The sequence below is a fragment of the Cupriavidus sp. 291-E7 genome, assembly GCF_057798835.1.
On sequence record NZ_JBYOJV010000004.1, the window covers coordinates 371,413 to 387,784 of the forward strand.

Annotated in this window: 18 protein-coding genes; 11 read left to right on the forward strand and 7 right to left on the reverse strand. The window is 63.6% G+C overall.

Going from position 1 to position 16,372, the window contains the following annotated elements; genetic code table 11:
- Window positions 1–9: 9 nt before the first annotated feature.
- Both AC3FLX_RS10285 and AC3FLX_RS10290 read right to left on the reverse strand, forming a co-directional pair.
- Window positions 10–837 carry an alpha/beta fold hydrolase gene (locus tag AC3FLX_RS10285; RefSeq protein WP_488696166.1) on the reverse strand — a complete coding sequence of 276 codons (828 nt, stop codon included), beginning with the start codon at window positions 835–837 and terminating at the stop codon, window positions 10–12.
- Between the two features lie 11 nt (window positions 838–848).
- Complete coding sequence (locus AC3FLX_RS10290; protein WP_488696168.1) at window positions 849–1,601, reverse strand: maleate cis-trans isomerase family protein; 753 nt, start codon at window positions 1,599–1,601, stop codon at window positions 849–851.
- Window positions 1,602–1,931: 330 nt separating this feature from the next.
- Between AC3FLX_RS10290 and AC3FLX_RS10295 the strand changes: the two genes are divergently transcribed.
- The 8 genes from AC3FLX_RS10295 to arsB all read left to right on the forward strand — a co-directional run bounded on the left by AC3FLX_RS10295 (window position 1,932) and on the right by arsB (window position 10,750).
- A complete protein-coding gene (locus tag AC3FLX_RS10295) occupies window positions 1,932–3,092 on the forward strand; it encodes an FAD-dependent monooxygenase (RefSeq protein ID WP_488696170.1) in 1,161 nt (386 codons plus the stop codon).
- Between the two features lie 30 nt (window positions 3,093–3,122).
- A complete protein-coding gene (locus AC3FLX_RS10300) occupies window positions 3,123–3,632 on the forward strand; it encodes a (2Fe-2S)-binding protein (RefSeq protein WP_488696172.1) in 510 nt (169 codons plus the stop codon).
- Window positions 3,629–6,490: a c-type cytochrome gene (locus AC3FLX_RS10305; protein ID WP_488696173.1), complete on the forward strand. Its 2,862-nt coding sequence runs from the start codon at window positions 3,629–3,631 to the stop codon at window positions 6,488–6,490. Before AC3FLX_RS10300 ends, AC3FLX_RS10305 begins: the two co-directional genes overlap by 4 nt.
- A gap of 348 nt (window positions 6,491–6,838) precedes the next feature.
- Complete coding sequence (locus AC3FLX_RS10310; protein ID WP_488696230.1) at window positions 6,839–8,134, forward strand: MFS transporter; 1,296 nt, start codon at window positions 6,839–6,841, stop codon at window positions 8,132–8,134.
- Between the two features lie 152 nt (window positions 8,135–8,286).
- The gene (locus AC3FLX_RS10315; RefSeq protein WP_488696175.1) at window positions 8,287–8,616 is read left to right on the forward strand and encodes an ArsR/SmtB family transcription factor; all 330 of its coding nucleotides are present in this window, start codon (window positions 8,287–8,289) and stop codon (window positions 8,614–8,616) included.
- A gap of 2 nt (window positions 8,617–8,618) precedes the next feature.
- Window positions 8,619–9,107, forward strand: coding sequence for an ArsI/CadI family heavy metal resistance metalloenzyme (locus AC3FLX_RS10320; protein WP_488696176.1), 489 nt, complete (start codon window positions 8,619–8,621; stop codon window positions 9,105–9,107).
- Window positions 9,108–9,176: 69 nt separating this feature from the next.
- Window positions 9,177–9,689, forward strand: coding sequence for an arsenate reductase ArsC (locus tag AC3FLX_RS10325; RefSeq protein WP_488696178.1), 513 nt, complete (start codon window positions 9,177–9,179; stop codon window positions 9,687–9,689).
- Window positions 9,686–10,750, forward strand: coding sequence for an ACR3 family arsenite efflux transporter (gene arsB / locus AC3FLX_RS10330; RefSeq protein WP_488696179.1), 1,065 nt, complete (start codon window positions 9,686–9,688; stop codon window positions 10,748–10,750). Before AC3FLX_RS10325 ends, arsB begins: the two co-directional genes overlap by 4 nt.
- A gap of 30 nt (window positions 10,751–10,780) precedes the next feature.
- Here arsB and AC3FLX_RS10335 read toward each other — a convergent pair whose 3' ends face one another.
- Both AC3FLX_RS10335 and AC3FLX_RS10340 read right to left on the reverse strand, forming a co-directional pair.
- Window positions 10,781–11,422 carry a DUF1109 domain-containing protein gene (locus tag AC3FLX_RS10335; RefSeq protein ID WP_488696180.1) on the reverse strand — a complete coding sequence of 214 codons (642 nt, stop codon included), beginning with the start codon at window positions 11,420–11,422 and terminating at the stop codon, window positions 10,781–10,783.
- Window positions 11,419–11,991 (reverse strand): sigma-70 family RNA polymerase sigma factor, encoded by a 573-nt coding sequence (locus tag AC3FLX_RS10340; protein WP_488696182.1) that lies wholly within the window; start codon window positions 11,989–11,991, stop codon window positions 11,419–11,421. The genes AC3FLX_RS10335 and AC3FLX_RS10340 overlap by 4 nt, the downstream gene beginning before the upstream one ends.
- A 286-nt stretch (window positions 11,992–12,277) precedes the next feature.
- Between AC3FLX_RS10340 and AC3FLX_RS10345 the strand changes: the two genes are divergently transcribed.
- The 3 genes from AC3FLX_RS10345 (at window position 12,278) to AC3FLX_RS10355 (ending at window position 14,035) form a co-directional block, all read left to right on the forward strand.
- The gene (locus AC3FLX_RS10345) at window positions 12,278–12,538 is read left to right on the forward strand and encodes a pentapeptide MXKDX repeat protein (RefSeq protein WP_488696183.1); all 261 of its coding nucleotides are present in this window, start codon (window positions 12,278–12,280) and stop codon (window positions 12,536–12,538) included.
- A gap of 74 nt (window positions 12,539–12,612) precedes the next feature.
- Window positions 12,613–13,239 (forward strand): cytochrome b/b6 domain-containing protein, encoded by a 627-nt coding sequence (locus AC3FLX_RS10350; RefSeq protein WP_488696185.1) that lies wholly within the window; start codon window positions 12,613–12,615, stop codon window positions 13,237–13,239.
- Between the two features lie 19 nt (window positions 13,240–13,258).
- A complete protein-coding gene (locus tag AC3FLX_RS10355; RefSeq protein ID WP_488696187.1) occupies window positions 13,259–14,035 on the forward strand; it encodes a molybdopterin-dependent oxidoreductase in 777 nt (258 codons plus the stop codon).
- A 760-nt stretch (window positions 14,036–14,795) separates the two neighbouring features.
- Here AC3FLX_RS10355 and AC3FLX_RS10360 read toward each other — a convergent pair.
- The 3 genes from AC3FLX_RS10360 to AC3FLX_RS10370 all read right to left on the reverse strand — a co-directional run bounded on the left by AC3FLX_RS10360 (window position 14,796) and on the right by AC3FLX_RS10370 (window position 16,357).
- Complete coding sequence (locus tag AC3FLX_RS10360; protein WP_488696189.1) at window positions 14,796–15,155, reverse strand: hypothetical protein; 360 nt, start codon at window positions 15,153–15,155, stop codon at window positions 14,796–14,798.
- 381 nt (window positions 15,156–15,536) lie between these two features.
- Window positions 15,537–15,965 carry a hypothetical protein gene (locus AC3FLX_RS10365; RefSeq protein WP_488696191.1) on the reverse strand — a complete coding sequence of 143 codons (429 nt, stop codon included), beginning with the start codon at window positions 15,963–15,965 and terminating at the stop codon, window positions 15,537–15,539.
- Window positions 15,962–16,357, reverse strand: coding sequence for a hypothetical protein (locus tag AC3FLX_RS10370; protein WP_488696193.1), 396 nt, complete (start codon window positions 16,355–16,357; stop codon window positions 15,962–15,964). Before AC3FLX_RS10370 ends, AC3FLX_RS10365 begins: the two co-directional genes overlap by 4 nt.
- Window positions 16,358–16,372 lie beyond the last annotated feature (15 nt).

Sequence of the window (16,372 nt, forward strand, 5' to 3'; positions counted from 1 at the left end):
CAGTAGCGCTCAACCTGCGAGCGGTGCGCCGAGAAAATCGGCGAAAGCCGCATAGAAGCCGGCTTCGTTATCCCACGGGATCATGTGGCCGGCATCGGGCACGCGGACTTCAAGCAGCCCGGGGCGCAGCGATTTCAACTCATCCACGTCGGCGGGCAGTACGACATCGCCACGCGCGGCCGTGATCAGCAGGGTTGGCACGCCGATATGCGGCAGGTCCACATGGATGTCGTCGGTGTGAAAACCGTCGAAGCTGGCCAGCACCGCGCGCTCGTCGCACGTGTGCAGCCACTCGGCGCGCAGCCGCAGTTGATCGTCGGTCCACGTCGGGCAGAAGCGGCGCATCGCTTCGGCGTCGGCACCCTCCGTGGCAAGACGGATCGAATCGACATACCAGGGCAGTTGCGCTGGATAGGCGCGGCGGCCCGGGCCCGAGACCGGCGGGTCGACCATCACCAGCCGCGTCAAACCGGCGGGCTTGGAACGAGCGGCGCGAATGCCGATGCGGCCACCCATCGAGTGTCCGACGATCTGATATCGGGCCAGACCCAGTGCCTGGGCGAACGCGATAACGTCGGCGGCCTGCGCATCGAGACTGTAGTCGAGCGCATCGCCCGCCGAGGAAAGGCCCCGGCCGCGCACGTCGAGCACATAGGTATCGAAGCGCGTGCCAAAGCGCTCGCCGACGAAGCCCCAGGTAATGGCCGGACTCGTGATGCCCGGCACGATGATCACCGCGTCGCGCGCATCGCGGCCGTCAGCCGTGCCGCCGTAGCGCAGGTAGTGCTGACGAATGCCGTTGGCGTGCACATTGCCGCCGTAGAGAAACGTGCTCATGGCGCCGTCCTTCAGTAGGCGCCGGACAGCAGCGCGCCGCCACCGGGCACCACCGCTTCGAGATCCAGCTCCTTGAGCAGCGCATAGGTGGTGGCAATGGCCGCCGTAATCACGGGCTTGCCGGTCATCGCCTCGACCTTCTCCACCACCGGCAACGACGGCATCTGCACGCAGGCCGACAGCACCACGGCGTCCACATCCTTCGTGTTCATCGTTGCCACGATGCCGGGCAGGCGCGACGGGTCATGGCGGCCGACCTCCAGGTTGTCCGGGATCTCAAGTGCGCGCCATTCGACAACTTCGAAACCCTCATGCTGGATGTAGTCCACCACCAGTTCGGTGAGCGGCTTCATATAGGGCGCCACCAGGGCGATGCGCTTCGCGCCGATCACCTTGAGCGCGTTGACCAGTGCGCCCGCGCTGGTCACTACCGGCGCGGTGCCGCCGTTTTCCTCGGTGCGCGACCTCAGCCGCGTTTCGGAAGTGCGGTGATAACCGCGCCCCATCGACATGATCGCCACCAGGCAGGCATAGCCGAGAACATCGACGCGGGCATCGCTCAGCTCCAGCGCGCAGCGGTCGGATTCCGCGTCCATCGCCGCAAGCTCCTCCTTCTTCACTGTCTTCATGCGCATGCGGCTTGAGTGGAACGTGAAGCGCTCGGGACGCACGAGCTGGCGCGCGGCCAGCATGGCGGGAATCTCGGTCTCCATCGTGGTGTTGGAACTGGGGACGATCTGTCCGATCCGGAAAACTTTCTGCACTTGTCACTCCATCGTCTGTGTCTTTGTCTACCCACCCGCCCATGCCGCACGGGACGCATGGCGCACGGTCCGGCGCCTTTCCGAAAAATTCTAGTGTACACACCTTATTTTTACAACACCGGATTTGTTGCTGCGCAGCGCACTCATTCAGTGCGTTCTGAATGAATGAATCCCGTATTTAGCGCATTATTTCGCCATCTATGGGCATTTAATTAAAGTTGACGATGAATCATCAGGGTTTCCATTAGCTTCTGTAAAGTCGCCTTTACTTGAAAATTTATGGTGTGTACACTCGATTTCAACGTGACAGACCAACTCAGGAGAGACGTCGTGCAAGGGAATACTCGAATTGCAGTGATCGGTGCGGGCCTGGGTGGGACGGCAGCCGCCGCCCTGCTCCAGCGCGCAGGGTTCAACGTGAAGCTGTATGAGCAGGCGCCCGCCTTCTCGCGCCTGGGCGCCGGTATCCACGTTGGTCCGAACGTGATGAAGATCCTGCGTCGTATCGGGATCGAGGACGCGATGAACAGCATGGGCTGCCATCCGGACTACTGGTACAGCCGCGACTGGAACACCGGTGAAGTCATCGCGCAGATTCCGCTTGGCGATTACGCGCTGTCGCATTACGGCGCCAGCTACCTGACCGTGCATCGCGGCGATTTCCATGCGCTGATGACCGACGCCGTGGAGCCGAGCCGCCTCGCCTTCAACAAGAAGCTGGAAAGCGTCGAAGACCTTGGCGATGTGGTGAAGCTGACCTTTACCGACGGCACGGTGGAAGAAGCCGATATCGTGATCGGGGCCGATGGCGTGAACTCGCGCATCCGCGAGCACCTGCTCGGCGCGGAGCCGCCGAAGTACACCGGCTATGTGGCCCACCGGGCCGTTTTCCCGATCTCGCGCGTCAAGGGGTTCACCCACGACCGCTGCACCAAGTGGTGGTCGGACGATCGCCACATGATGGTCTACTTCGACACGAGCAAGCTCGACGAAATCTATTACGTAACCGGCGTGCCCGAGCCCGAGTGGGACATGAGCAAGAGCTGGGTGCCAAGCAGCATCGAAGAAATGCGCGCCGCATTCGACGGCTGGCATCAGGGCGTACAGTCGCTGATCGAGGGCACGGTCGAAGTCACCAAGTGGCCGCTGCTGGAACGCGATCCGCTGCCGCTGTGGAGCCGTGGCCGCCTGGTGCTGCTGGGCGACGCCTGCCATCCGATGAAGCCGCACATGGCGCAAGGTGCCGCAATGGCCATCGAGGATGCCGCGATGCTGACGCGCTGCTTTGTCGAGGCCGGCCTGCAGGACCACGCCTATACGTTCGCGCTGTATGAGGCCAACCGTGCCGAGCGCGCCAGCAAGGTGCAAAAGGTATCGCACGACAACACGTGGCTGCGCACCAACGAGAACCCTGACTGGTGCTTCGGTTATGACGTGTTCTCCGTGGCCCTGCGCGAACCGGCTGCCCGGCCGGTGCCCGCGGCAGCCTGATCCGAAACACCAAACGCCCCCAGGAACCCGATGTCCGCGCCCCGCCCCCTGATGTTGCGCGTGAACCGGGATTCGCACGAAGTCTGTGTGGACCCGCAAACGCCATTGCTCTATGTGCTGCGCAATGACCTGGCCTGCAATGGTCCCAAGTACGGGTGCGGGCTGGGCCAGTGCGGCGCCTGCACGGTACTGATCGATGGCGTGGCGGCCCGCTCGTGCATCGTGCCGGCCGGCGCGGCCGTGGGGCGTGCGGTGACGACGCTTGAGGGCCTTGGCACCCGCGCGGAGCCGGACCCCGTGCAGCAGGGCTTTATCGAGGAACAGGCGGCGCAGTGCGGTTATTGCCTCAACGGCATGATCATGAGCACCAAGGCGCTGCTTGCGGCAAACCCGGACCCGAGCGAAGCCGAGATCCGCGAGGCGCTGCGCTTCAACCTTTGCCGCTGCGGCACGCATGTGGAAATCATGCGCGCCGTGCGGCGTGCCGCCGCATTGCAGCGCGAGGCCGTCGCGCGGCGGGAATTCGAGACGGTTCGATGAACGCCCGCACGCGCGAATCGGTCCATCTGGCGTTGCCGGCGGCAACGCTGTACGGGTATGTCGTGCGCCCGGCGGATGGGCCAGGACAACTCACCGACTTTGATGACGAAGCGGCGCGCCGCTGCGACGGCGTCGCGGACATCGTCGCATGCGGCAACTTTCTGGCTGTGGTTGCCGCGTCGCGCGAGCAAGCGATGGCAGCGGCCTCCGCCCTGCGGCCGGCATGGCAGGCGATCACCACGCCGGCCGCGCCCGCCAATGGCGGTGAAGCGCGCATTGCGTCGCACGGCGATGCCAGCGGTGCACTGGATCGCAGCGATAGTCGCATCGACGCCACCTATCACTGGCCATTGATGAGTCCGCGCGCCGACGCATATGGCACCGCCACGGCCGACTGGAGCGATGGCGAACTGCGCGTCTGGGTGGCCTGCTCGCAGCCGGCCGCACTGCGCACGGCGCTGGCCGCGCTGCTGCGCATTCCCGAAGCCAGCGTATTCATCGTCTGCGATCCCGATCCACCGGCGCGGCACGACGGCTTCTGCGCCAGCCAGGCCGCCGCCGATGCCGCCCTGATCGCGCACGCAACGGCACGGCCGGTACGCACCGACTTCCACGCCGCCGATGCCGGCGCGTTCGCGCCCCGGTTGACGCTCGATGTCAGCGGCGCGCTGGCGCCCGCTTCGGCGTATCGGATTGCCGCTTCCGCACCCGCGCAGGCGAGCCAGCCGATTGCCCTGAAGCAGACCGGCACGCCATCGCCAGTCGCGGATGTCGTCAACGTCGACCCCGGCCTGGCGCCGCCCTATGCGGTCGATCATCTCGATGTGTTGGCGACGCTGCCGCTGGACGTGCCTGCGGAGATTGCAGCGCGTGGCCAGGTCTTCGCGCACGAATCGCATCTCGATGAGCTGGCGGTACAGTCGAACACCGATCCCGTGGCGCTACGCCTCCAATGGCTCGATGACACCACCGGTAGTCAGTTGATCGAGCGCGTGGCGGCCCAGTCGGACTGGCAGGGGCCGCTGCAGAGCTACGCCAAGGCGGCGGATGGTGTGCGGCGCGGGCGCGGTTTCGCCTATGCCAGCGTGATCGACATCGACGATGGCCATCCGGCCCGCACGTGGTCCGCGTGGGTGGCCGACGTGGAAGTCGATGGCCGCACTGGCGATATCAGTGTCACGCGCGTCACGGTTGGACACGAGCGCGAGACACGCGCCAGCGCCGCACCGCAGCGCCCTTCATCGATTCAGGATGACGTCACCGCCGCAACGCGCCAGCTTACCGTTGGCGGTGGCGCTTTCGATGCATGGGGTGATGGCACGCAGCAGGCCGACGACGCATACCCGCTGGCCTCGCATACATCGTCGGTTGCCATTGCACCGCAAACCCGCGTCGACGTCGTCGGCGCGCTGGCGGGCAGCGCCTCCGCAACATTGCCAGCCTCTGCGGCGGTGGCCAACGCGATCCATGACGCCACCGGCATTCGGCTGCGCGAGCCACCGTTCAGCGCCGGACAGATCCGTCAGGCGCTGGCAGATCAATCGCAGGCACCCGGCAAACCCACCAAACGACGCTGGCTGCTGGCCGCGCTCGCACCGCTGACGGCATTGGCCGGACTGTGCGCCACCGTGATGCCGTGGCGCGCGCCGATTGCACCCGTCGCGCCGCCGGTGCCGGGCTTCTACTCGGCCGCGACCATCGAGCGGGGACGCCTGGTTGCGGCCGCCGGAGATTGCGCGGTCTGTCACACGGCTCCCGGCGGCACACGCAATGCCGGCGGCCTGGGGCTGGAGACGCCTTTCGGCACGGTCTACAGCACCAATATCACGCCCGATGCCGAAACTGGCATCGGCAACTGGTCATACGCGGCGTTCGAACGCGCCATGCGCGAGGGTATCCACCGCGACGGACGCCGTCTCTATCCGGCCTTTCCGTACACCGCATTCGCCAAGGTCAGCGATGCCGACATGCAGGCGCTCTACGCCTACCTGATGGCCGCCGATCCGGTGGTGTCGCGTCCGCCCGAAACAAGGCTCGCGTTCCCGTTCAACATCCGTCCCGCGCTGGCAGGATGGAATGCGCTGTTCCATCGCAACGAGCAATTCCAGCCCGACGCCAGCCAATCGGCGCAGTGGAATCGTGGCGCCTATCTGGCCGAAGGACTGGGCCATTGCAGCGCCTGCCATTCGCCGCGCAACGCACTCGGCGCGGAGAAAGGCGGCAAGGCTTATCTGACCGGTGGCGAAGCCGAAGGTTGGGAGGCCCCCGCGCTGACGGCGCTATCGAAATCGCCGGTGCCGTGGACCGAGGACGATCTGTTCCAGTACCTGCGCACTGGCTACGCCGCGCGCCACGGTGCCGCCGCCGGGCCTATGGCGCCGGTCGTGGAGAGTTTGCGCGAGCTGCCGGAAAGCGATGTGCGCGCGATCGCTCATTACGTGGCGTCGTACAGTGCGCCGGCGCAGACCGTCGTCCCACAGGTTGCGGAAGTCGAAGCCCGCAGCAATGCGGCGGCGCTGCGACTGTCGGGCACCACGGACCGTCTCTATCAAAGCGCCTGCGCCGTCTGTCACCAGGGCAACGCGGGCGTGCCGCAGTTTGGCGTCAAGCCATCGCTGGCCCTGAACAGCAATCTGCACAGCGCACGCCCGGACAACGTGATCCAGGCCGTGCTGCATGGCGTATCCGCACCGCCCCACGCGGGCATTGGCTACATGCCCGGCTTCGCCAGCAGCTTTGACGATGCCCAGGTCACGGAACTCGTGCATTACCTGCGCGAGCGGTTCGCACCGGACCAGCCTCGCTGGCAGGGTGTTGAAGAAGCGGTTTCCAGGATTCGAACGCAGTCCACGCATTGATGCAGTGATCCCTGCATGAGTGCCGCAACGCGCCCCATCGCACGCCAGCGCACCAGAATCACGCGGCGATGGGACATTGGAAAGTCGATCAATACACAGAATCGATTCAAATCGATCGCAGTACGGCTGGCGCGGACCTTGCGACAAAGCAGGGCCGCCCGGCACGGCCAGATCTCGGGTAGACAAACCACGGCGGACACGCCATAAGGAGCGACAATGCAATCCCCGTATCAAGACTCTGCGGCTGCCATGCCCCCCGTGGCGGCCGCGACGCCTGATGTGTACCGCGAGGACATTCGCGGCGACCGTCTCGATCGAACCTCCCGCGCCAGCTCGGCCGCGGCGTCTCTGGAAAGCGGCATCCAGGCGGCGGGCGTCGGCAAGTTCCAGTATCGTCTCTTCGTCATCTTCGGCCTGGTGTGGCTGGCTGACGCCATGCAGGTGCTGTCGATCGGCTTCAGCGCGCCATCGATCGCCAAGACCTTTGGCATCACGGTGCCCCAGGCACTGCAAACCGGCACGTTCTTCTTCGTGGGCATGTTGATCGGCGCATTCTTCTTCGGGCGGCTGGCCGACCGCATCGGTCGTCGTCCCGTGCTGATGATGGCCGTGGTGATCGATGCGGTTTGCGGCGTGGCATCCGCGTTCGCCCCCGAACTGACCTGGCTGCTTGCCCTGCGTTTCCTGACCGGCATTGGCGTCGGCGGCACGCTGCCCGTCGACTACACGATGATGGCCGAATTCCTGCCCAGCGATCGACGCGGCCGCTGGCTCGTGCTGCTGGAATCGTTCTGGGCCATCGGCACCATCTGCCTGGCACTGCTGGCGCTTGCCGCACTGTCCTACGGCGATCAAGCCTGGCGCGTGATCTTCCTCGTCACGGGAATTCCCGCGCTGATCGGCGTCGTGCTGCGCTTCTATATTCCCGAGTCGCCGATGTTCCTGAATCGAAGCGGCAAGTCGGACGAAGCGCGCAAGGTTCTGCAGCGCGTGGCCAAAGTGAACGGCCGGAACGTGGAAATTCCCGAGCTCAAGTCCGAAGCCGTCGAACCCAAGTCCGTCTTCGCGCTGTTCTCCACGAGCTTTCGCCGTCGCAGCATCGCACTGCTGGCCGCCTGGGCACTGATCTCGATTGCCTACTACGGCGTGTTCGTCTATCTGCCGATCAAGCTCAGCGCGGAAGGCTTCGCATTCATGCGCGGACAGGTGTTCCTGGTAGTGCTGGCGGTGGTGCAGCTTCCCGGATTCGCCTTGTCGGCCTATGGCGTGGAGCGCTGGGGCCGCAAGCCCACGCTGATCGGATTCCTGCTGCTCAGCGCCGTTGGCTGCATGCTCTATAGCCTTGGCACGGCGCCCACCGTCGTCATCGGCTCGACGCTGCTGATGAGCTTCTCGCTGCTTGGTACCTGGGGCGCGCTCTACGCATTCACCCCCGAGGTCTATCCAACCGACCTGCGCGCAACTGGTATGGGCACCGCGGGCGCCGTGGCACGATTCGGCGGCCTGTTCGCACCCGCCATCATCGCGCCGGTCATGGCCACGCATTTCACGCTCGCACTCGCGATGATTTCGACGATGCTGCTGGTCGGCGCGTTCGCCATCGGCGCGGTCAATGTGGAGTCGAGGAACCGGGTGCTGGACTGATCAAGTCTGCGCAACGACGGCGGCGGATCAAAACCACCGCCCGCAACAGGAAGCCCCGCAGCGATGCGGGGCTTTTTTCTTCTGCCGTGCCGGTTGCCGTGTGTCACGAACTGACGATTGCAACCCTTCTATATTTCGACTATATTCGAAACATGGAAACCGATAACGCACTCGAAGCGCTTGCCGCGCTTGCCCACGGCATCCGGCTGGCCGTGTTCCGCCTGCTGGTGCAGGCCGGCCCCGATGGCCTGCCGGCAGGCCGGATTGCCGAACTGATGGAGATGCCGGCCTCGTCGCTGTCGTTCCATCTCAAGGAATTGCACCGGGCCGGTCTACTGGCAAGCCGCCAGGAGGGCCGCTCCATCATCTACATGGCGCAATTCGAAACGATGCACGCCTTGTTGGGTTATCTCACCGAGAACTGCTGCGGCGGCACGCCGTGTGCGCCGGTGTCCTCCTGTTCCCCCGCCACGGAGTCCTGAACATGAAGCGCTTCCACGTCCACGTCAGCGTGGCCGACCTGTCGGCCAGCATTCGCTACTACACCGCGCTCTTTGACGCGGAGCCGACGGTCGTCAAGGACGACTACGCGAAGTGGGCGCTCGACGACCCGCGCGTGAACTTCGCCATCTCCCATCGCACGGAAAAGCCCGGTGTCGACCATCTGGGCATTCAGGTGGAAACGGATGCGGAACTCGCGGAAATGCAAACGCGGCTGGCCAGCGCCGACCTGCCGATACAGTCTCAGTCCGCAACGAACTGCTGCTACGCGAACTCGGACAAGCACTGGTCGGTGGATCCGCAAGGCATCGCGTGGGAATCGTTCCGCACGCTCGGCAGCGCGCCGACCTATGGCGAATCGCGCAACCGCGACGCGGAAGCCGCAGCCTGTTGCACACCGGTTCTTCTGAGTCCCGCACCGAAATCCCCCGCGAAAGCCGCCTGCTGCACGCCGGAATCCGGCTGCTGCTGACGCCTCGCCAACCCGCCTCCCACGCCGGTGCCTCGGATGAGGAGGCCATTGCTCGCCCCAACGATCACCATGTCCGACAAAACCTTCAACGTCCTGGTGCTGTGCACCGGCAACTCCGCGCGCAGCGTCATGGCGGAAGCACTGTTCGACGTACTCGGCAAAGGACGCTTTCATGCGTACAGCGCCGGCAGCCATCCCAACGGTACCGTGAACCCGTTTGCCATCGAGCGATGCGCGTCGATTGGCTATGACACTTCGCGTTTGCGCAGCAAGAGCTGGGACGAGTTCGCCCTGCCCGATGCGCCAAAGATGGACTTCGTCATCACCGTGTGCGACCAGGCCGCGGGCGAGGTCTGCCCGATCTGGCCGGGCACACCGATCACCGCGCACTGGGGCTTCATGGACCCCGCCGCGATTCAAGGCTCCGACGAAGACAAGCGCAAGGTGTTCGACCAAGTCTTCCGGCAGATCCTGAGTCGCGTCAGCCAGTTCGTGAACCTGCCGTTGCATGTGCTGGACCACAACGTCATCCAGCAGCAAATCCGCGCGATCGGCGCCCAGCCTGTCGAGTCCGGGGAATGAGCACGGCACAAGGCACTGCCGGCGCCGCGCAACCGGGCGCCATCGGCTTCTTTGAGCGCTACCTGACGATCTGGGTGGCGCTTTGCATCGTCGCCGGCATCGTCCTTGGCCAATGGCTGCCCGCGATCTTTGAATCGATCGGCGCCATCGAAGTGGCGCAGGTCAACCTGCCGGTCGGGCTGCTGATCTGGGTCATGATCATTCCGATGCTGATCAAGATCGACTTCGGCGCGATGGGCCAGATTGCCGGACACTGGCGCGGCATCGGCGTGACGCTCTTCGTGAACTGGCTCGTCAAGCCGTTTTCCATGATGCTGCTGGGCTGGATCTTCGTGCGCCATCTGTTTGCGGGCTGGCTGCCGGCGGACCAGCTCGACAGCTACATGGCGGGCCTGATCCTGCTGGCGGCGGCGCCATGCACGGCGATGGTGTTCGTCTGGTCCCAGTTGTGCAAAGGCGATCCGTATTTCACGCTCTCGCAGGTGGCACTCAACGATGCAATCATGGTCGTGGCCTTCGCACCCATCGTCGGCTTGCTGCTGGGTCTGTCGTCGATCTCCGTTCCGTGGAACACGCTGATCGCATCGGTCACGCTTTACATCGTGATTCCGGTGCTGATTGCGCAGGTCATGCGCAAGGCATTGCTGGCACGCGGCGAAGCCACTTATCGGCGAGTCGTCGGCGCCCTTGGCCCCTACTCGATCGCCGCATTGCTGGCGACGCTCGTGCTGCTGTTTGGATTCCAGGGCAATACCATCGTCGAGCAGCCGCTGATCATCCTGCTGCTGGCCGTGCCGATTCTGGTTCAGGTCCTGCTGAACTCCGCGCTGGCCTATCTGCTGAACCGCAAGCTCGGTGTTGCGCACTGCGTGGCAGGCCCATCCGCACTGATCGGCGCGAGCAACTTTTTCGAACTGGCCGTGGCTACCGCGATCAGCCTGTTTGGTTTCCGATCAGGCGCGGCGCTCGCCACCGTCGTGGGCGTGCTGATCGAAGTGCCCGTGATGCTGTTCGTTGTCGGCGTGGTGAACCGGTCGCAGCGCTGGTACGAATCGCGTTGAGGCAATACTGTGGCAATGGCGTGGCGACGATTACCACTGGAGCAGGCGCGGCCCGAGCAGTGCGCCGAGCGCGGTTGGCACCAGCATGCCAAGCACGTACCACACACCCCAGAACGCGACGCCCATCTCGGGGCAGTGCAGGCAGTAGGCAAGCGTTGCCACCGCGCCGGACAACAACCCACCCACCGCGCCAGTCAGTCGCAGTCGCGTAGGCGCCAGTCCGCGCAATGCCCAGAACACGGCAATGAAGACCGGCACGGACAGCATCACGATATTGAACGGGCAGACCCGCCAGGTCTGGCCTAGTACGGCCGCCGCGCGCTCGGCGGCGGGCGTCTGCGTGATGACTTGAATCGCACCCAGCCATACGGCTGCAAACGGTACGCTAACGCCCAGCCAGGCGGCCGACGGCGCCATGCCGGGACGCGCCAGCCGCGCGGCCATCCACAAGGCACCCAGCATCAGCGAAAACGGCAGCGCCACCTTGGCCCAGAACAGCGGTGTGACGGCAACGTCGGCCAGATCGGCGCGCACATGCAGCGTGGCCGCCATCAGCAACGTTGCCAAGACAGCGCCCACGATGACCGCGATGCCAAAACGGCGGCCAACCGCGTGCCGGTCGACCGGCGTGACGCCGGTGGCAAGCATGGATATCAGGTCGTCTGTTTTCATCGCGTTCCTCGAATCTTTGCCGCGAGCGCCTTCAGCCCGCGATGGACACCTACCTTGACCGCCGATTCCGACATGCCGGTGATCCGCGCGGTCTCGCTGACCGACAGCCCTTCCAGCTTCACGTGAACGATGGGCAGGCGCTGGCGGTCCGGCAACTGCTCAAGCAGCAGGTTCAGGTCGCGCTTTGCCTGCGCGGGCTCCAGGTCTGGCGCCGCGATCACGTCTTGCGCCGCATCGAGCGGATCGCTCAGCGCATCGCGCCGCGCATGGGCGCGAAAGTGATCGGCCAGCTTGTACCGTGCAATCGCGTGCACCCATGCCGTCAGCGGTTGCCCGGGCAGGTAGGTGTGGCGCGCGTTGTGCACGGCGAGCAGGACTTCCTGGGTCAGATCTTCGACATCGCCCGCTTGCTGCGGCAGCCGGTTCCGAAAATAGCCACGCAGCATTGCCGCCAGCTCGGTCAGAAATCGCCCATACGATACTTGGTCGCCCGCCAGCCCGCCGGTAAAAAGATCGAGCAGGCGAGACTCCCGCCTCTGCAGCGCATCCTGTTCGATATTTCGCTCCATCGATCGCGTTGGTTACATGTGGCCACGTTGATGTGCGCGAATTCTACGCGCTGGCGGCACTTGTGTGTGTTGCAAGGCGCTTTGTCGACGAACGCAGGCCCACGGGATCGGCACGATGCGGAAAAGAAAAATTCTTCGGTCGCTGTAACCGGGCACGCCCGCACGGCGAATTTGCTGTCAGACGCACACATCGAGTGTGAATCTGATGCCCCGCCGAATCAGGCGTGGCGTGATGTTCCGTCGACCGGAAAGCTGCCGGTCCAATGCAAAGTAACGAGGAGTCGAGATGAACAAGATCGCAATCGCCGTGGTTTCCGCCGCGTTCATGATGTTGGGAACCACCACGTTCGCCCAGACCGGTGGCTCGATGGCCAAGGATTCGATGTCCAAAGACGCGATGTCCAAGGATGCGATGTCCAAGGACGGTATGGCCAAGGATGCAATGTCGAAGGACAGCATGTCGAAGGATGGCATGCACAAGGACAAGATGGCCAAGCCGAAGTCCCACGACAAGATGGGCAAGGATGGCGACGCCATGAGCAAGTAACACTCGATTGGACAAGCACGACGGGCGCCAGCCAGCCACATCGGCGCTGCGCCCGGCTTTGCCAGGAGACCAACATGGGAATCTCGCACAACGCTGGCCACGCCCGCGTCTCCCCGCGCGCGATCCAGCCCGGCTGGGTACGCATCTCGCACTGGCTCAATGCGCTGGCCGCCGTAGTGATGATGCTGTCGGGCTGGCGCATCTACAACGCGTCGCCGGTCTTTGCCGGATTTCGTTTTCCCGCGGATATCACGCTGGGCGGTTGGCTCGGCGGCGCGCTGCAATGGCATTTCGCGGCCATGTGGCTGCTGTTCTTCAACGGGCTGTTCTATCTGGCGATGAACATCGTCACGGGCCGACTCGCCCGCAAGTTCTTTCCGCTCGGACCGCGCGCCGTGCTGCACGATCTGGTTGCCGCGCTTCGTGGACGCCTGTCTCACGCCGACCTGAGCCAGTACAACGCCGTGCAGAAACTGGCCTATCTGGGGGTGGTGCTCGTGCTGCTCGTGCTGGTGCTGTCCGGTATCGCCATCTGGAAACCCGTGCAGTTTCCGTTGCTGCGCCAGATGATGGGCGGGTACGACTTTGCGCGCGTGGTGCATTTCTGCGCGATGTCCTTGCTGGCGGCTTTCATCGTCGTGCATCTGGTGATGGTGGCGCTGGTGCCGCGTAGTCTGCTGACGATGATTCGCGGACGCTGACACATCTGGAGTCTGAATCGTGAAAACCAAACCTTCCGGACGAACGGCCATCGACCGCGATTCGCTGATCATCGATGTACGCCGGCAGCTCGACGCGCCGTCACGGCGACTGTTCGGCAAGCGCATCCTGACGCTCGGCGGCCTTGCCATGCTCACCGGCTGCAGCCTGAGCGACGATGCCTCGGTGGAAACCTTCCTGTCGCGCGTGTCACGCATGAACGACAAAGTTCAGGCGTGGCTGTTCGACCCGAACCGGCTCGCGCCAACTTACACCAAAGCGGAAATCACGCGCCCATTTCCGTTCAACGCGTTCTACGGCATCGACGAAGTGACGGTGGTGAACGGCGACGATTTCCGGCTTCAGGTTGGCGGACTCGTCAGGGAAAAGAAAAGCTGGACGCTGGACGAGCTGTACGCGCTACCCCACGCCGAACAGATCACGCGACATATTTGCGTGGAAGGATGGAGCGCGATCGGGCGATGGGGCGGCACGCCGTTTGCCACGTTCCTGCAGCGGATCGGCGCCGATACCTCGGCAAAGTACATTGGCTTCCGGTGTGCCGACGATTACTACGAGAGTATCGACATGGCCACGGCACTCCATCCGCAGACCTTGCTGACATTCACGTACGACGGCGAACGCCTGCCGCCCAAGTATGGTTATCCGATGAAGCTTCGCATGCCGACCAAGCTCGGCTACAAGAATCCCAAACACATCATGGAGCTGTTCGTCACCAATACCTACCCCGGCGGCTATTGGGTAGACCAGGGATATAACTGGTTTGGGGGTTCTTGAGCGCGCCGCACAAGTTCATCGTGAGACCCTGGCAGTCGCGGAAGTCATCATCATTGGATGACTGACTTCCCGGTCGTCGTTCGGATGCCATCAATGACGTCGTTCCGGGGGCACAGAAAACCCGTGTCCCGATCCTGGCTAAGGCTCGATGGCGGATGGCCAGGCGAGCATCCACTGAACGGCGCTTTTGGCGCCGGTCTGTCGTGAAGCAATCCGAGCCTGCGCTGGAGGCGTGACGAATCGGCCCTTTGCACTCTTTTGCATTTTGCCGTTCGCCCTACGCTAACGTACAAGCGTTGCCGCTCAATCGATGTCGTGAGTGCTAGTCGTCCACGCGGCAACGCAAGTGTTGTGTGGAATGCTGGGGCGCCTTGGGGTCGGTGTCCCAGCCTCTTCCTTGCGCGAATGGCGCCGTTGGTCGATGGCGCTTAGACAAGCGCCCTGTCCTTGATGAAGGACTGCCGAGAACACGCACGGTGCTCAATCCGAAGCTTCGCAGTGGTAGCGCCGGAGCGTTTTCCTGCACTGGACTCGCTTCTCCAGTTCTTCGATCACCAGTAGTGTCGCTTCCTTGAATAGCGATCCATCCGTCAGTTTCTTGGCAAATTCCCTGAGCTCGTGCAACGAGACAGGCATGCGTTCATCCGAAGTGTTCAAAGTTCCCTCTCGCACCCGCGCTTGAAAGCAGTTACGCCGCGCGATTCCGTCGTCTTGCGAAACATGCTTTGCGAATCAGTGTGGATCGCCTGGCTCTGCGCGCCTACGCCATCTCCATAAGGCGGCGGTCGTAAATGAGGTTGCCGTGCGAATCCACCGTAAAAGCATGGTTGCTATGCTGAAACTCGTCGGCGTCCAACTCTCCAAAGATCGAGTCGATCAGCCAGACGGCTACCAGCAAGTCGAGGATGGCCTGATCGAACCCCTGCTTCTTGCCGGCCAACATGGCTTTGGCCAGTCCGCGCCCAAGCGTTTTCATGGACTGATCCGCCCATGCCTTGCCTTTGGTGGCGATAACCTGTTGACTGGATTTCGCGGCCCCGATCACCGACTGGGCATCGTGTGTGGTCCGTCTTTCGAAGATATGACCACTAGCGTCGATCAGTGTTGTGCAAACCTGCATAGTGAAGCTCCAATGTCAGTAGAAGGCCTCGCGGTCGCGGCCCAAATCAGTCGTAAAACTTAGCGTGGCGGCCGTTTCACGGCTCCCTTTCTGGCTTGATTCGGTTTCAGCGAAGGGGCGACTCTGTGCACCGCCATATCGCTGACCCGTATGGCCTGAGGGCGAACGATCCGCGCCGATTGCGCCTGAGGGGTTTCGCGTAGCGCCGGTGGCTGAGCCAGGCCCAACCCCACAATCACGAGCGCCAAACCAGGCAAGTGCAACGTGCCGGCCAGTCTTATCCAGCGGGATTCCTGCGAATCCCCGCTTGCGTCGGCCCGAAACCCGCACACCAGCGCAAAGCCGAATGCCGCGACGCCGACCAGTACCCAGCACGGTGCGCTATGCATTGGCGGCGCGTGTTTGCGACGCCGCTCGTTTGGAAGGTACAAGGTCGAGATCGACGCCCCAACTATCCATTCGAATCACGCGGGACGGATACGCCTTCGAAGTCTTTGGCACTGCAATCCTCCACGCGGCAAGCAATCCATCAAAACTGACCTCGCCGTGCGCGACGAGGGAATTGGTTGGCGTGTTACGAGAGAGCGGTTTCCCGGTCAATGCATAGCGCCCTGGCACACCTGGGCCATCGTTCAGCGGCGCGATCCGCGTGATGACCGCGGTCCTGCGCATCGCAGTGATCGCGCGCCTCGCCTCTTCCTTTTCGAGTGGCACCGCTTGCACGATGTCTTGCTGGGTGAGTGGCCCGTGTGCGCGCAACAACGCAAAAATGATGTCCCTGCAAGCGCTAGGTCTGTGTGAGGTCGTCATGACGCTGCACCAGTCTTTTCGGCGTCGTCCATCTGAGCCTTCAGCGCCAGCGTGCGCATGACATCTATCAGTTCCGTGCTGGGCAGGCTCGCCGCGTATCGCCGCAGCGCGGCAAGACAGCTTCGACTGGCTTCGATATCGGCGCTTGTGAGCCCTTCGTCATCCGCCAGCCGACTCCTGAGATGCCGCAACGGCGCAATGCCTGGGCACTTCGCGGGGGCGCGCATTGCGGCGATTTCGTAGACCTCGATCAACGTGTGGATCGTCATATCCACGGAAAATGCGTGGCCTACTTCGTGGTACTGCGTTTCCAGTTCGCCGTCTTCGTTCACGTCGAAGGCATCGCCGGCCTCCAGCCTGTCCAGGATACGTTCGACAGGATTGAACAGCATGTTCAATCGCCACGG

Bases quoted from the DNA above. Each gene is read 5' to 3' on its own strand.
- AC3FLX_RS10325 (WP_488696178.1), top strand. From the start codon at position 9,177: ATGTCCGACAAAACCTTCAACGTCCTGGTGCTGTGCACCGGCAACTCC.
- AC3FLX_RS10345 (WP_488696183.1), top strand. From the start codon at position 12,278: ATGAACAAGATCGCAATCGCCGTGGTTTCCGCCGCGTTCATGATGTTG.
- AC3FLX_RS10360 (WP_488696189.1), bottom strand. From the start codon at position 15,155: ATGCAGGTTTGCACAACACTGATCGACGCTAGTGGTCATATCTTCGAA.
- AC3FLX_RS10350 (WP_488696185.1), top strand. From the start codon at position 12,613: ATGGGAATCTCGCACAACGCTGGCCACGCCCGCGTCTCCCCGCGCGCG.
- AC3FLX_RS10365 (WP_488696191.1), bottom strand. From the start codon at position 15,965: ATGACGACCTCACACAGACCTAGCGCTTGCAGGGACATCATTTTTGCG.
- AC3FLX_RS10285 (WP_488696166.1), bottom strand. From the start codon at position 837: ATGAGCACGTTTCTCTACGGCGGCAATGTGCACGCCAACGGCATTCGT.
- arsB (WP_488696179.1), top strand. From the start codon at position 9,686: ATGAGCACGGCACAAGGCACTGCCGGCGCCGCGCAACCGGGCGCCATC.
- AC3FLX_RS10320 (WP_488696176.1), top strand. From the start codon at position 8,619: ATGAAGCGCTTCCACGTCCACGTCAGCGTGGCCGACCTGTCGGCCAGC.
- AC3FLX_RS10305 (WP_488696173.1), top strand. From the start codon at position 3,629: ATGAACGCCCGCACGCGCGAATCGGTCCATCTGGCGTTGCCGGCGGCA.
- AC3FLX_RS10300 (WP_488696172.1), top strand. From the start codon at position 3,123: ATGTCCGCGCCCCGCCCCCTGATGTTGCGCGTGAACCGGGATTCGCAC.
- AC3FLX_RS10315 (WP_488696175.1), top strand. From the start codon at position 8,287: ATGGAAACCGATAACGCACTCGAAGCGCTTGCCGCGCTTGCCCACGGC.
- AC3FLX_RS10335 (WP_488696180.1), bottom strand. From the start codon at position 11,422: ATGAAAACAGACGACCTGATATCCATGCTTGCCACCGGCGTCACGCCG.
- AC3FLX_RS10340 (WP_488696182.1), bottom strand. From the start codon at position 11,991: ATGGAGCGAAATATCGAACAGGATGCGCTGCAGAGGCGGGAGTCTCGC.
- AC3FLX_RS10370 (WP_488696193.1), bottom strand. From the start codon at position 16,357: ATGCTGTTCAATCCTGTCGAACGTATCCTGGACAGGCTGGAGGCCGGC.